13 protein-coding genes are annotated in these 13,908 nt (G+C 69.7%); 9 read left to right on the top strand and 4 right to left on the bottom strand.

Going from position 1 to position 13,908, the window contains the following annotated elements; all coding sequences use genetic code 11:
• Positions 1 to 29 precede the first annotated feature (29 nt).
• Positions 30 to 905, bottom strand: a complete 876-nt coding sequence (locus ABZZ17_RS24240) for an ISL3 family transposase (protein ID WP_356878402.1) — start codon at positions 903 to 905, stop codon at positions 30 to 32.
• 170 nt (positions 906 to 1,075) lie between these two features.
• On the opposite strand from ABZZ17_RS24240, the gene ABZZ17_RS24235 reads away from it, so the two are divergent.
• The gene (locus ABZZ17_RS24235) at positions 1,076 to 1,657 is read left to right on the top strand and encodes a GNAT family protein (protein ID WP_356878401.1); all 582 of its coding nucleotides are present in this window, start codon (positions 1,076 to 1,078) and stop codon (positions 1,655 to 1,657) included.
• Here ABZZ17_RS24235 and ABZZ17_RS24230 read toward each other — a convergent pair.
• Entirely contained in the window at positions 1,651 to 2,352 is a 702-nt protein-coding gene (locus ABZZ17_RS24230; RefSeq protein ID WP_356878400.1) for an NAD(P)H-binding protein, read from the bottom strand. The genes ABZZ17_RS24235 and ABZZ17_RS24230 overlap by 7 nt on opposite strands.
• A 93-nt stretch (positions 2,353 to 2,445) precedes the next feature.
• Here ABZZ17_RS24230 and ABZZ17_RS24225 point away from each other — a divergent pair, with 93 nt between their 5' ends.
• On the top strand, positions 2,446 to 3,159 hold the full coding sequence (locus ABZZ17_RS24225; RefSeq protein WP_356878399.1) for a TetR/AcrR family transcriptional regulator: 714 nt from the start codon (positions 2,446 to 2,448) through the stop codon (positions 3,157 to 3,159).
• Positions 3,160 to 3,199: 40 nt separating this feature from the next.
• Positions 3,200 to 3,694 carry a hypothetical protein gene (locus ABZZ17_RS24220; RefSeq protein ID WP_356878398.1) on the top strand — a complete coding sequence of 165 codons (495 nt, stop codon included), beginning with the start codon at positions 3,200 to 3,202 and terminating at the stop codon, positions 3,692 to 3,694.
• A gap of 36 nt (positions 3,695 to 3,730) precedes the next feature.
• Here ABZZ17_RS24220 and ABZZ17_RS24215 read toward each other — a convergent pair whose 3' ends face one another.
• Positions 3,731 to 4,393: a hypothetical protein gene (locus ABZZ17_RS24215; RefSeq protein ID WP_356878397.1), complete on the bottom strand. Its 663-nt coding sequence runs from the start codon at positions 4,391 to 4,393 to the stop codon at positions 3,731 to 3,733.
• A gap of 262 nt (positions 4,394 to 4,655) precedes the next feature.
• A complete protein-coding gene (locus tag ABZZ17_RS24210; protein WP_356878396.1) occupies positions 4,656 to 6,203 on the bottom strand; it encodes a hypothetical protein in 1,548 nt (515 codons plus the stop codon).
• A 118-nt stretch (positions 6,204 to 6,321) separates the two neighbouring features.
• Here ABZZ17_RS24210 and ABZZ17_RS24205 point away from each other — a divergent pair, with 118 nt between their 5' ends.
• The 6 genes from ABZZ17_RS24205 (at position 6,322) to ABZZ17_RS24180 (ending at position 13,866) form a co-directional block, all read left to right on the top strand.
• Complete coding sequence (locus tag ABZZ17_RS24205; protein WP_356878395.1) at positions 6,322 to 7,512, top strand: HAMP domain-containing sensor histidine kinase; 1,191 nt, start codon at positions 6,322 to 6,324, stop codon at positions 7,510 to 7,512.
• Positions 7,509 to 8,189: a response regulator transcription factor gene (locus ABZZ17_RS24200; RefSeq protein WP_356878394.1), complete on the top strand. Its 681-nt coding sequence runs from the start codon at positions 7,509 to 7,511 to the stop codon at positions 8,187 to 8,189. The genes ABZZ17_RS24205 and ABZZ17_RS24200 overlap by 4 nt, the downstream gene beginning before the upstream one ends.
• Before the next feature lie 380 nt (positions 8,190 to 8,569).
• Positions 8,570 to 9,853, top strand: a complete 1,284-nt coding sequence (locus ABZZ17_RS24195; RefSeq protein WP_356878393.1) for an extracellular solute-binding protein — start codon at positions 8,570 to 8,572, stop codon at positions 9,851 to 9,853.
• 115 nt (positions 9,854 to 9,968) lie between these two features.
• Positions 9,969 to 10,169: a hypothetical protein gene (locus ABZZ17_RS24190; RefSeq protein ID WP_356878392.1), complete on the top strand. Its 201-nt coding sequence runs from the start codon at positions 9,969 to 9,971 to the stop codon at positions 10,167 to 10,169.
• A 120-nt stretch (positions 10,170 to 10,289) separates the two neighbouring features.
• Positions 10,290 to 10,904 (top strand): hypothetical protein, encoded by a 615-nt coding sequence (locus tag ABZZ17_RS24185; RefSeq protein ID WP_356878391.1) that lies wholly within the window; start codon positions 10,290 to 10,292, stop codon positions 10,902 to 10,904.
• Between the two features lie 187 nt (positions 10,905 to 11,091).
• Positions 11,092 to 13,866, top strand: a complete 2,775-nt coding sequence (locus ABZZ17_RS24180; RefSeq protein ID WP_356878390.1) for an ATP-binding protein — start codon at positions 11,092 to 11,094, stop codon at positions 13,864 to 13,866.
• Positions 13,867 to 13,908 lie beyond the last annotated feature (42 nt).

The following is a 13,908-nucleotide window of genomic DNA, read 5'->3' as shown; positions in this document are numbered from 1 at the left end:
GCCACCCGCTATGACAAAACCGCCCAGTCCTACGAAGCGGCCGTCACCCTCGCATCACTCCTGATGTGGGCGTGACATTTGACGACAGAACCTAGGGGCTGGTCCGGATCGTTGAACTCGGTGTCTTTGCGCAGGCAGGCGCGATGCTGGTGAGCGGTCCGTTCGACTGCGCGGGCGAGTGAATGAAAGTGCCACCTGTCCGCAACCTGGATCGCGCCGGGTGCCGCGCGGGCGGCGGCCTGGCTGAAGGTGCTGCACCGATCCCGGCAGATGACCTCGATCTCGGGGTGGTCGGCGAGCCAGGCGGCCACGGTGTCCGCGGTGCGGTCGGGCAGCAGGTCAATGGGCCGGCGTGTTTCGACGTCGATGAGGACGGTGCCGTAGGTCGCGCCCCTGCGGAACGCAAACTCGTCGATCCCCAGTACCCTGACCTGGGCAGACGCTGGGTCCGGAAGTCGCCGAAGTTCACCGAGGATCACGTCCCGGCTCGTCCGCACCGGCAGGTAGCCGGCGAGCCGGGCACCGGCCCGGCCGCCGACAGCCAGCCCGATCGCCTGCACCATCCTGGCCAGGGCCGTCGTCCTGCGCTGGTACCGCGATGTCAGGCCGGGTACCTGTTCAGCCATCGTCCGGCGGGAGCACAGGCCGTTGTCGCAGAACAACCGGCGGACCCGCAGCCGCAGGAGCACCCGCCGACCGCCCAGCGGGCGGTCGGCCAGGCGCCGCATGTACGTGCTGTGCACGCGTGAGGCGGTCACACCGCACGAGGGACATGCCACCGCCGGCTGCAGAGCATGCAGATCAATCCGCACCACATCCCCGACAACGCCCACCGCGTCGATGACCAGCCCCTCAACGTCAGGCCACACCAGATCCCAGAACCGTTCGTCCCCCACGAACACCATGCTGATGAACGCAGATTGACGGTCATACCGGATGTTTAGAACTGACCGTCACGAAATATCCGCCACAGCCTGTTTCGACGAGCGTTGACCAGCCCGGGGTGTGGTGACGGGCGGTGCCCGGTCGGGATATTCGCTGGTCGCCGCTCGTTGGTGGTGGTCATACTGCCGCGATGGATCCAGTGACTCTCGAGACCGACCGCCTGCTGCTGCGGGCCTTCACGCCTGTCGACGTGGATGCGGTGTACGAAGCCTGCCAGGACGAAGACATCCAGTTCTACACCCCGGTGCCGGTGCCGTACCGGCGTGCTGACGCGGAGGAACTCGTCGGCGAGAAGCTGCCCGCCCAGTGGGCCGAGGACAAGGACTACACCCTCGGCGCGTTCCGTAAGGACACCGGCGCCCTGGTCGGCTCGTACTGCCTGACCCTGATCAGCCGCGGCGTCTGGGAGCTCGGTTACTGGGCGGTCAAGGAGCAGCGCGGACGCGGGTACTCGGTGGAGGCCGCTCGGGCCCTGTGCGACTGGGGCTGGGCCACGCTCGACGTGCACCGCATCGAGTGGTGGGCCATGGCCGGGAATGCCGGCTCGCGTGCCGTCGCAGAGAAACTCGGCTTCACCGTCGAAGGGACACTGCGCCATCGCGGCATCGCCAACGACGGCAAGCCGCACGACTGGTGGGTGGGCGGACTGCTCAGGCCGGTCAGGCCAGTCAGGGCCGAGTCTGCGGGCGCCTCGCCCGGGGTTCGTCAGTAGCCGATCGTGAAACGGCGCTGGACGAAGCGGGGGAGTTCGGATTCGTCCAGCAGGGCCACCGCCGCGTCCTCCGCCGAGATGTGGCTGCGCCCGTCGGCGTCCAGGACCGGCTGATCGCCTCCGACGCGGAAGCGCGCCGTGCGCTCGCCCGGGGTGATGGACTCGGCCGGGCTGAAGTACGTCCACAGGCGGTTCGAGGTCTGCAGGACGCTGAGGGCTTCGCGGTGGCCTCGGACCGCGGCCGCGTACGCGCGGGGGAGTCCGACCTGGTCGAGAGTGGGGTGGAGGAGGGCGTCGGAGTCGGCGCGGACCACCCCCGGGGCGACCTCCAGGCTGCCGGCGCCACCGATGACGATGAGGCGGGTGCGGGGGTGGGTCTCCAGGGCCTTGAGGAGGGAGCGTGCCGCCGTGGCGTACACGGACGGGTCCGCGATCGAGCGTTCGATCGTGTCGGCCAGGTCGCGGGCGGCGTTGCCCGGCTGGAAGGCGCTGATCAGGACGTCGAGGCCGGGGAGTACCGCTGCGATGGCGTCCGGGTCGAGTACGTCGACCGTGGACCAGGTGATGTTCGGACGCTCCTCTTCCACGTGCGAGGGGTCGCGGGTGAAGGCGCGGACGTGGTGACCCCGGGCGAGGGCCTCCGTGACGACGCGGCTGCCGATGGTGCCCGTGGCTCCTATGACTCCGATGAACATGGCTGTCCCCTTGCTCCGTTGACTTCCCCATCGATCTTTACGCCGTGTGGGAACTATACGGCGTGAAGTTCCTGTGCGGGGTACAGTTGCCGGGTGGTGAGAACAGACCGGCGGGAACGGTTGCGGGCCGAGACGACCGCGGAAATCAAGAGCGTGGCGCTGGCGTTGATGGCCTCGGGCGGGCCGGACGCCATCACCCTGCGGGCCATCGCGCGCGAGATGGGGATGACCGCGAACGCCATCTACGGCTACTTCGCGACGCGCGACGGCCTCGTCACCAGCCTCATCGATGATGTCTACACCGGGCTCGCCGACACCGTGGACGGTTCCTGGGCGGCGACCGACGGGCACGGCGCGGCCGTACGGATCCAGGCGTGGGCCGATGCCTTCCGGGGGTGGGCTCTGGCGAATCCCGAAGGTTTCCGACTGATCTACGGGGACCCCGTGCCGGGTTACCAGGCTCCGGAGGGGGGCGCCGCGCCCGAGGCCGCGCGGCGGGTGTGCGTCGGGCTGGCCGGCCTCGCGGACGCCGCCTGGCCGGACGCCGAGGGGCTGTACGCGGGCAGTGCTTTCGAGTGGAGCGACTTCGACGCCGGACTGCTGGACAAGGTGCGGCCCCGTTTCGCCGAGCTGCCCCCGGCGGGTGTGGCGCTCGCCCTGCGCATCTGGGGACACCTGCACGGCATGGTGTCGCTGGAGGTCTACGGGCATCTGAGCCGACAGGCCGTCAACCCGGACAAGCTCTTCCGGGAGGAGACGCGTCAACTCGTCACAGCGCTCGGGCTCGTGCCGGCCGAAGCCGGCTGAAGGACGGCCGAGCGGGACCGCGGATCGGATGGATACAGCAATGGGGGGTGAGGTCATGTGGAGCGCTGGACCCGTCGGCGAAGCTGAGGGGCGTGACGCCCTCCTGCGATTCGTGAGGGGGTCGGTTCGAGACGATCGGGCCGAGGCCATGATGCTCGTGTGCACCACGTGCGGCTCGGAGGAGTTCGAACTCAACGGAGAGTGCTGGTGCTTCGGCTGCTGCCTGCCGCTGGGTCTACCGGATGGCTGGGAGGCCGGGTTCCCCGGACAGTACGCGTGGAGGCTTGAGCCTTCAGACACCCCGCTCCCCTCAGCACTCTCCGGTGCGGGAAACCAACCCGTCATCCGGTGTCCGGAAGGGCATCGCGTATTCGAGACCGCCATCGCGGTCGCTCTCACCGCCGGCCGCAGGATCTGTGGCCTCACCGTGGCCTTGAGATGTCCGGATGACGGGTTGCTGCACCTGTACATCAGCAACGCGCGCGTGGTGCCGACCGGGAGCGACACGGATACGTTCCCGCTGCCAGAGCTCTGACCGTGGCGAGGTGCCGGACGGGCCCGGTGGTGGGTGTCACCCGTCGATCGGCAGCAACCTGTTGATGGCCGCGACGGCGGCCCGCGGTTCGTCAGCGTGGCAGCGGACGGTGTGGACCTCCCTGGGTGTACCCCAGAAACTCAGCGTGATCACTGGTCGGACCAGCTCGACAGTGATCGAGGTCTGCGAGGCGATGGCCACCTCCAGCACCCCGTCCTGGGACTTGTTCGCATCCGGGATCCGGAGATCGTAGCGAGCGGACGCGATCCGTTCGAGGGGTATCCACAGGTCGAGCGCCGCACCGCGCCGCACTCGCAGCCCGCCCGGCCCCACGACGTGCGGGCGTGTGACGGCGGCCGCGTGCAGCCCCACCACCAGACACACCGTGTAGAGGTCGAGAAACAGCATGAGCAGATGGGCGACCGGATACTCGGCGAGCATGAACGACACCCCGACCGTCTCCACCACGAACACGAAGATCAGCCCGTACGCCGTCGGCGCCTGAGCACGCGCATACCCGACGGCGACGTCGGCGCCCCCGACCCCGTCCGTGCGCCGTGCCAGCCACAGCCCGAGGCTCGTCATCCACCGCCGCTCGTGCGCCGCCAACCGTCGCATGCGCGCGCCTAATCCGGAGATCCCCCTGCGCCTCAGCGCATCAGAAGCCTTCAATTCGCGGATGGAACGCTTGGTGGACATCGAGTTCCCCCCTGATTCGCCGAGTAGCGCCCATGGCCGCCGTGCAGTCACAGTTGATCGTCGCGCAACGGTAGTTGAGCATACGGGCTGGTCGTGATCAACCCGTTCGCCGGAGGGGGTGCCCCTCCAGCGTTGGTCACGGGAAGCGCGAGTGCGGTGGCGGGACCCGTGCCGCGAGGCCCCCGTACCCCGGCCGCATCCGGCCCTGCCGGGGTCCTGGGGCGAATGAGCCACCCGCGTGCGGGGGTCCCGCACCGTCACCTCACCTCCAGTCGACCGGAACCCCGCCCCCCAGCACCGCCGGGTCAGCCGTACGTGCCGGCGACGACGGCGGCAGGCGCCGTGCGGCGAGCCACAGCAGCAGCGCCACGTAGGCGCACAGCACGCCCATCCCGGCCCACCACGGCAGCGGGAAGTAGCCGGCTGAGGGTGCGTAGTGGGCGAGGACCTGCGCATGTTCCACGAGGGTCTGCTGCGCGGCGAATCCGGCGGCCGGAGTGAGGCGCAGCAGCCACTGCGCCGGGCCGTCGGCGATCAGCGGGAAGGACGTCACGGCGTAGGGGACCGCGACCGCCAGGAGCGCGACGGGTACCGCGAACCGGGCACGTCGCAGCAGCGTGCCGAGGGCGAACGCGAACACCGCGGCCAGGGCCAGGGCGGCGGCCGTACCGACCACGACCCGCGCTCCGGTGAACGCCGACACCCCTATGACGGTGATCCCGTTGCCCTTGAGGACCGATGCGCCGACCGGGATCACGATCCCCAGCGCGAGGACCCCGGTGGCGAAGGTGACGGCCCCCAGGACGGCAGCGCGCGCCGCGAGCTCCCGGCGGGTGCCCGAAGCGTCGGGACCCACGGAGGTGGCGAACCGCACCGCGACGACGAGCACGACGATCAAGGCGACCGGCAGGCCGCCGAGGGTGCTCTCCACCGGGCGGGCGCCGTCCTCGCTGCCGGCCGGGCCGATGTCGCCGACGCCGGTGACGGTGATCGTGCCGTCCTTCTCCACTGCCCCGGACGGCTGGTGGTACTTCTCCCAGTCGGTCCGGTTCATGTCGCCGAGGGTGTCCGTCCTCCAGCCTCCGGTGGTGTCCGCGCCCTGGAGGGCGACCTTGTCGAAGACGCCGGAGGCCTGAGTGAAACGTACGTGCTCCTTGACGCCGCCGCCGAAGCCGACGGGCTGCAAGGTCAAGTCGCCGGGCGAGGCCGCGAACAGACCGACCTGCGCGGTCTTGGGCAGCCCGGGCAGCCGCGCCGTGCCGACCCTCGTCCAGCGCTCGCCGTCGGCGGACTCGTAGCCCGTGACGGTGTCGCCCGACCGGGTCAGTCGCAGCCAGCGCGGCGACTCGACCGAGACCCCGCCGGCGCGGCCGGCGACGTCGTGACGGTAGTCGTACTGCATGCGGACCCCATGGGCGCCCGTGAGCATCAGCGCCGCGTACGAGGACCCCGGGCGGACACCGTCCTTGACGATGATCCCGGCCTTCGCCCAGGGCACCAGGCCCGGGAGGATCTGGTCGTGGTTCGGCGGCGGGTAGGTGATCGTGCCGGTCATGGACGACATCCGGACCGTGATGCTGCCGCTCTCGCCGAGGTCGCGGTGGGCGAAGACGAACTGGTCGTTGACGAGGGAGCCGTCGGGACCGGTCGGGTCGACCGGGCACGGGCCGTCGCAGGAGGCGTGGTTGCCGAGGGCATAGATCAGGCCGACGGCGACGACGGCCAAGGCCGCGGCCACCATCGCGAACAGTCGGCCCGGTCGCCGGAATCGGGTCCACTCCCGCCGGAGCGGTTCGGTTGTCGTTGGCATGGAACGGTTCTACGGTCCGGCCCCTCACGCCGCCCGAACCGTCCCCGTTATGCCGCTGTTAGGAACGGCCGGGCATCCTGGGACCGGCCGAGCGCGGGGGACGGGGGACGGGGAGAAGATGGGCATGCTGCGGGGCGGGACGGTACGCCGGCGATTCACGATCCTCTACGCGACCGGCTTCCTCGGGTCCGGAGCCGTACTGCTCGCCCTCACCTACCTGATGTCCGGCACCCGGGTGACCAGCAGGGCTCCCGGACAGCCCCCGGACGGCGCGTCCGGCGGGTCCCTCATCGCCGCCGAGCAGCGGATCCAGGACCTCCAGGGGCAGCTCGCCGAACTCCACGAGCAGCAGAACCACCGGCTGCTGGTCGGCTCGCTGATCGCGCTGCTGGTGATGGCAGGGGTTTCGCTCCTGGTCGGCCGGCTCCTCGCCGGGCGGGTGCTGCGCCCGCTACGCCTGATCACTGCGGCGACCCGACGGGTTTCTGCGGACAACCTCCACGAGCGGCTGGCCGTCGCCGGCCCCGTCGACGAGGTCAAGGAGCTCGCCGACACCGTCGACGGCCTGCTGGAACGGCTGGAGGCCTCGTTCGTCGCGCAGCGCCGATTCGTCGGCAACGCCTCGCACGAACTGCGTACGCCACTGGCGACGATGCGTGCTTCGCTGGACGTGGCGGTCGCCAAACCGGAACCCGCGGCGCAGACCCTCGCGCTCGCCGGACGGCTACGAACCGAACTCGACCGGGTGGACCACCTGCTGGACGGGTTCCTCGTCCTCGCCCGGGCCCAGCACGGCACCCTCGCCGACCGGACCCCCGTGCCCCTGGACGAACTGGTCGCGGAGGCACTGGCCGCCCGGGCCGCCGGCATCGCCGCGAAGGCGCTGACCGTCGAAGGAGGGGCCGAGGGCGCGGGCCTGGCGCCGGCCTGGACGCGGGGCAGTGCGGCGCTGCTGTCGCGGCTCGTGGAGAACCTGGTCGACAACGCGGTCGTGCACAACGAGGAGGGCGGCTGGATCCGGATTTCGACCGGCCTGGACGACGGCGAGGCACGCCTCGCCGTCGAGACCGGCGGCCGCGTCCTCGACCAGGGGCAGGCGGACCGGCTGACGCGGCCGTTCGAGCGGCTCGGCGCGGACCGGACGGGCTCGGAGACCGGCTCCGGGCTCGGACTGTCCGTCGTCGCGGCGATCGTTGCGGCGCACGGTGGCCGACTCGCCGTGCTGGCCCGCCCGGAAGGAGGCCTGAGCGTCACGGTGGCGCTTCGCGCGGCCGCCGGACAGGAAGGAACCGGAGGACTGACGGCGTGAGGATACTGGTCGTGGAGGACGCGCGGGCCCTCGCCGAGGTCGTCGCCGAGGGACTGCGGGACCAAGGCATGGCCGTCGACATCGCACACGACGGCCTGGCCGCCGCCGCGCGGATCGACGTGCACACGTACGACGTGGTGGTCCTGGACCGCGACCTGCCCGGCATCCACGGCGACGCGCTCTGCCAGATGATCACCGAGCGGGACGATCGGGCGATGGTGTTGATGCTGACCGCCGCGGGCGAGCCCGGCGACCGGGTCAGCGGGCTCACCCTCGGCGCCGACGACTACCTCGCCAAACCGTTCCACTTTCCCGAACTCGTCCTGCGCATCAGGTCCCTGGCCCGTCGAAAGCCGACCGCCCGGGCCCGCGTGCTGAGGGCCGTCGGCCTCGAACTCGACCCGGTAAGGCGGACCGTGCTGCGCGAAGGCCGCCCGCTGGACCTGTCCGTCAAGGAGTTCGGCGTCCTGGAGGCGCTGCTGCGCGCCAGCCCCGGATTCCTGAGCGCCGAACAGCTCCTGGAGCAGGTCTGGGACGAGAACACCGACCCCTTCACCAACACGGTCACCGTCACGATCGGCCGCCTGCGCCGCAAACTCGGCGATCCCCCGGTCATCACGACCACGACCGGGGTCGGCTACCGCATCGCCGACACCTCGGATGGGACCCGAACCTGATCCGAGCGGCGACCACGGAGGCCGCCAAGGCCCGGCAGCCCGTGCCGCTCCCGGGGCCGGGTGAACCAGCCCTGCCGCGGGCCGAGTTCGTTGCTCCCTCCATCCTCCTTCGCAAATCCCGCACAGCGTGCCAAAGTCCGCTCCCTTACCGGAACGGAGTGTTTCGGTTGTTCTACGCGCGTCCGAACCGGCGTCTCCCTGTAGGAACTCACAACCGGGAATTCTGCGATTTGGGTTATCTCCCACACCTGTTCGTTCGGTGACGCCAAACGAGCCAACGTGTGGAGAGAATCCCGGCCAACGGGCAGCGACGGGGCACCCCTCGGCCCGAAACGACGTGAGCCGTAACGGAATCCAGAGAAATTCAGGGGAACACACCCGTGCGACGAAGGATTTTCGGGCAGACCGCCACCGCGGTCGTCCTCGGTCTGCTGGCACCACTGTCCGGATGCGGGACTTCCGCAGGCAGCGCGGCCGACGGCGGAACCCTGTTCCTGGTGGCCGCCGAGTACGGCGACACCCCTGCCACGAGCTCTGCGGCCTTCTGGTCCAAGGTGAGCACTGACTTCACCGCCGCGAACCCCGGCATCAAGATCGAGGTCAAGCTCCTCCCATGGGCCGACATCGACCGCGAGGTCACCAAGATGGTGAAGGCCGGCAAGGCGCCGGACATGGCCCTCATGGGTTCCTACTCGGACTTCGCCGCTCAGAACAGGCTCTACTCCGCCGACGAACTCCTCTCGGTCGCCGCCGAGGCGAACTTCCTGCCGCCGCTCGCCGAAGCCGGCTCCGTCGGCAGCACCCTCTACGGGCTGCCCTTCGTGGCGAGCAGCCGCCTCCTCTTCTACAACGAGGCACTCTTCGACAAGGCCGGCGTCAAGGCCCCCAAGACCTGGAACGAACTCAAGGCCGCCGCCAAGGCACTCAAGGCCAAGGGCGTGGCGTACCCGTACGCGCTGCCCCTGGGCCCTGAGGAGGCCCACGCAGAGGCGATGATCTGGGAACTCAGCAACGGCGGCGGCTACGCAGACAGCAGCGGCAACTACAGCCTCGCCTCCCCCCAGAACATCAAGACGTGGAACTGGGTGAAGGAGGAACTGGTCACTCCCGGCCTGACCGGACCCGTCCCACCGTCCCGGCTCAACCGCGCCGACGCCTTCGCCGCCTTCCTGCGCGGCGAGGTCGGCATGCTCAACGGCTACCCCTCCCTCCACCACGAGGCCCGCGCCAGGGGCATCAGCGTCGGCACGGTTCCGATGCCGCTCTCGGACGATCTCGGAACCGGGCAGGTCCCTCCGGCGGTGGGCGTCGCGGACTGGATGATGGCGTTCAAGCAGAACGGCAAGCGGGAGCAGATCGGCAGATTCCTGCGGTTCGTGTACGAGGACGAGAACCTGTCGGACTTCGCCGGCCGTTACCACCTGCTGCCCGCCACGGTCTCCGCCTCACGGGCCCTGGACGGGAGCGACGGCATGGACAAGACCGACACCGAGTTCCTGACCGCGCTGCGCAGCGCCCAGCTCTACCCGGTCAACGACCCGTCGTGGATGGTGGTCAGCGACACCATCAAGCGCAACATCGGGCGTGCGGTGGAACCGGGCGGAGACCCGAAAGCGGTCCTCGAGGACATGGCCGCGAAGGCGAGGCAAGCCGGCGGGCACTGAGGCCGCTGCGCAAGGGCCTCTCGGCGGCTCGCCCTCCGGGAGCCTCCAGGCCGTTCCATGAAGGCGGCCGCCGCTGCGGCGGGCGTGTGAACGTGGAGCGTGTCGGCCGCGGACCTTGATCACCCCGGTCTACGGTGAATCCGAGGTCCAGCGCCGCGTCCTCACGAGCGAGCGTCCAGGCGTGGTCGAGGTCGTGGGGGCAGCCGCCTCGTACGCCTTCATCTGCGAGGAGCGGGCACATGAACCCGACATCGAGGACGACCGGCACCGTCCGCAGCGTCGGCACCGTACGAGATGGGCGGGACATGCGATCTGACCTGCCACCGGGCCCAGGGGGCAAGCGGCTGTGACCGGGCATAACCCCTCCGAGACGGACCGTCTGGGCCCGCCCGCGCCCGGGCCGAGATCTGCCGTCCGTACCGAGAGCCGCTGGCCGATGGCCGCAGCGGTCGTCGCTTCCGCGGTCCTCACCCTGCTCCTGCCCGACGACCTGCGTCTCGGACCCCGGTGGGCACTTCCCCTCGCCGAAGGTCTTCTGCTGGTGGCGCTGATCTCGGGAGACCCCGGCCGGATCAGCCGTCGCTCCACTGTCTTGCGCTCGGTCGCGATCGCTCTGGTCGTCGTACTCGTGGGAAGCGCCATCTGGTCGACCGTCCAGCTGATCGACGATCTCATCCACGGTGGGACCGAGACCAACTCGGCCAATGCCCTTTTGCTGGCCGGTGGCAGCGTCTGGGCCTCCACCGTTCTCGCCTTCTCCCTGCTGTACTTCGAACTCGACAGCGGTGGCCCGGCCGCCCGGGCCCACCACATGCCCCCTACTCCGGCACTCGCCTTTCCACAGCAGCTCAGCCCCGAACTGAACGCCCCGCACTGGCGCCCCCACTACATCGACTACTTCTACCTCGGGTTCACCAATTCCACCGCGCTGAGCCCCACCGATGTCATGCCACTCGCCCCCTGGGCCAAGAGCGTCATGACTCTCCAGTCCATTCTTTCCCTCATGATCCTCGGGCTCGTGGTCGCCAGGGCCGTGAACGTCCTGGCCTGAGAGTGGTGTCCGAGCCCTTCCGTGTGCATCGACGTGGTGAACACGAGCAGGTGGTGGAGCCGCCGTTCGCTCAGAAGCTTCGATGCCGGGCCGTACCGAAGGCGGCTCCGTGCGCACGCCGCGCTCCTACCCCTCGCCAGGTGACGAAGGACGACCGCGGCTCGTGATCACCTAGGCTCTGGTGTTCATGACAGCGATACGGATCGGGCCCTGGCAGCAACTCCACTCCATGGACACCTGCTTGATCGAGGAGATCCCCAGGACGGCGATCCCCCATCCCACGGCTTCCGGGCTCTTTGACGACCTGCGCGGGCAGAGACTCGCCGCGCTCGTTTCCGCCTACCACTCAGCCGGGCCGGACACCGGTGCCATCGTGCTCGGCTGGTCCCGCCCCGCGGCGGACCGGCCTCTCGACGTGTTCGTCGGCGGCTCCGCCCTGGTCGGCGATCCGGCCGAGTCCGGGACGGACACGGCGCTCCTGAGCCTCCCGGCCGGGGCGCGGGCGAGGCTGCAGGACAGGGGTGCCGTCGCGGGCGCGCTGGACGCGTTCCCGTACTGGACCGCGATATCCGGGATCACTGACGGGCTGCTGATGGACGACCAGCCCCGGGATCAGGTGTCCTCCCTGATCCGGCCGACCCTGGAGGACTGCCTGCTGAGCGTGTGGCAGGGGCCTTTCGCATGGCTGGTGTTCGCGGAACCCGTAGCCGCCGGCGTGATCGGCGAACTGATCAATGACGCCGCGGACCGCCAACACAGCGCAGAGGTCACGTCGATCATCGCCCCCGAATACGCCGTGGAAGTCACCAGGTTGAAGCGCCACCAGCGCGAGCTGGCCAAGGCCTCATCGAGGGGGCTGTGGCGCATCCGACTGCTCGCCGGCGGCCACACCCCGCATGCGGCGTCCCGGGTGGCGTCCCTGGTGTGTTCGTCGGCCGACCTGGAGGGCTTGCCGTACGTCCTCAAGCCACACGGCGAAACGGCCGGACTGAGCTCGGTCATGGACCACAACGTCGGATTCGACGCCTCGTCCGACCTGCTGGCCGCACTCGCCCGGCCCCCGATCCGGGAAGTCCCGGGAGTGCGGTTCGCCCTCCGGCCCGAATTCGACGTCACCCCCGAGAACCGCCCAGGCGCCGCGAAGCCCGGTCAGAGCCCGGTCCGCCTCGGCTCGGTCCTCGACCGCAACCTCAACCCCGTCGGCGACTTCTCCCTCCCCCGCTCCAGCCTCAACCGGCACACCTTCGTCTGCGGCGCGACCGGCGGCGGCAAATCCCAGACCGTACGCGGCCTGCTCGAAGCCGCATCCCGGGAACGCTTGCCGTGGCTGGTCGTCGAACCGGCCAAGGCCGAGTACCGGTTCATGTCGGCGCGCCTGGGCGACGAAGGCGAGGTCATCGTCATCAAGCCAGGCGAGCTGGACGCCCTCCCCGCCGGGCTGAACCCGCTGGAACCCTCTGTCTACGGCGACGGCGAACGCTTCCCGCTCCAGACCCACCTGGACATGGTCCGGGCGCTGTTCCTCGCCTCCTTCGACCCCCAGGAGCCCTTCCCGCAGGTGCTCAGCGCCGCGCTGACCCGCGTGTACGAGGATCTGGGCTGGGACCTGACGCTGGGCGAGCCGCGCTTCCCCGGCACCGCACCCCGTTACCCCACCCTGGAGGATCTGGAGGACACCGCCGTGAAGGTGGTCTCCGAAATCGGCTACGGCAAGGAGATCACCAGCAACGTCCGTGGCTTCATCAAGCTCCGCCTCACCAGCCTGCGGCTCGGCACCACAGGCCGGTTCTTCGAGGGCGGGCACCCCATCGACTTCGGGGAACTGTTGCGCCGCAACGTCGTGTTCGAGATCGAGGACGTCGGCGACGACAAGGACAAGGCGTTCCTGATGGGCACCGTCCTCATCAGGCTCGTGGAGTACCTGCGCATGGAGCAACGAACGACACGTCGGCTGGCCTTCCCCCTGCGGCACCTGACCGTCTTCGAGGAAGCCCACCGACTGCTGCGCCGCTCGCACAGCAGTGGGGCAAGCGCGCACGCCGTGGAAATGTTCGCCGGCCTGCTGGCGGAGATCCGCGCCTACGGGGAGGGGCTTGTCATCGCCGAACAGATCCCCAGCAAGCTGGTCCCCGACGTCATCAAGAACACCGCCGCCAAAATCGTCCACCGGCTTCCGGCCCGGGACGACCGCGAGGCAGTCGGCGCCACCATGAACATCACGCAATCCCAGTCCGACTACCTCGTCACCCTCAAGCCGGGCGAGGCCGCCGTCTTCACCGACGGCATGGATTATCCCCTGCTGGTCCGCATGGAAGACGGCACCGAAAGGGAGGACGGCGCGGCGGTTTGGCCCGCCTCACCGGCTCCGCTCGTCACCCCGCGCAGCCGCGCCTGCGGCAAGGAGTGCGGCACCGTGCCCTGTACGCTCCGGCAGCTCCGCACCGCACAGCACCTCACCGAACAGCAGGAGCTGCGGATCGCGCTCTGGGCGGAGATGTCCGTTGCGGCCCACATGCTCGGCTGGACCACGCCGCTTCCCGGCGACGTGATGCGTCGCTCCCTGCAACCGTTGTGGACCGGCGACCGCCGTCTCGTCGAGTGCGCGATCGGCCAGGCCGTGGACCGTGCTGTCGCCGACCGGGGCAGCGCCATCGGCGAACCGGCCCCATTCGCGGGACACATCGCCGAAATGATGCGTGCCCAGCTCGACGGCGACGACCCCTGCCCAGTCGGCGAGCCCCGCTGGAAAGCCCGTAAAGGCACCAAGACCCGGCAGTACTACCACGGGCGCTACACTCCGTCCAACCTCGAAAAGATCACCGGCTGCCAGGACCCCTCCGAAGAGTGGTCGCAGCGCTTCGCAGCTGCGCTCAAGGCGTTCTCCCGCCCGATCCGCAAGCCGCGCCCGAATCCAGACACTGAGCTAACTGGAACGAGCGAGCCGCAGCCGGAAGCAGGCTGACGGAACAGCGCATACTCGCGGAATCTCCAAGTTCTGCCGGGT

Origin of the sequence: Streptomyces sp. NPDC006512, from assembly GCF_040611935.1 — a bacterium.
Lineage (GTDB): Bacteria > Actinomycetota > Actinomycetes > Streptomycetales > Streptomycetaceae > Streptomyces.
The sequence above is the reverse complement of the archived record's forward strand: the minus strand, read 5'-3'. Positions and strand labels throughout refer to the sequence as shown.

Coding starts and splice junctions, on each gene's coding strand:
- ABZZ17_RS24240 (WP_356878402.1), bottom strand. CDS start 905: ATGGTGTTCGTGGGGGACGAACGGTTCTGGGATCTGGTGTGGCCTGAC.
- ABZZ17_RS24235 (WP_356878401.1), top strand. CDS start 1,076: ATGGATCCAGTGACTCTCGAGACCGACCGCCTGCTGCTGCGGGCCTTC.
- ABZZ17_RS24230 (WP_356878400.1), bottom strand. CDS start 2,352: ATGTTCATCGGAGTCATAGGAGCCACGGGCACCATCGGCAGCCGCGTC.
- ABZZ17_RS24220 (WP_356878398.1), top strand. CDS start 3,200: ATGGGGGGTGAGGTCATGTGGAGCGCTGGACCCGTCGGCGAAGCTGAG.
- ABZZ17_RS24215 (WP_356878397.1), bottom strand. CDS start 4,393: ATGTCCACCAAGCGTTCCATCCGCGAATTGAAGGCTTCTGATGCGCTG.
- ABZZ17_RS24210 (WP_356878396.1), bottom strand. CDS start 6,203: ATGCCAACGACAACCGAACCGCTCCGGCGGGAGTGGACCCGATTCCGG.
- ABZZ17_RS24205 (WP_356878395.1), top strand. CDS start 6,322: ATGGGCATGCTGCGGGGCGGGACGGTACGCCGGCGATTCACGATCCTC.
- ABZZ17_RS24185 (WP_356878391.1), top strand. CDS start 10,290: ATGGCCGCAGCGGTCGTCGCTTCCGCGGTCCTCACCCTGCTCCTGCCC.
- ABZZ17_RS24180 (WP_356878390.1), top strand. CDS start 11,092: ATGACAGCGATACGGATCGGGCCCTGGCAGCAACTCCACTCCATGGAC.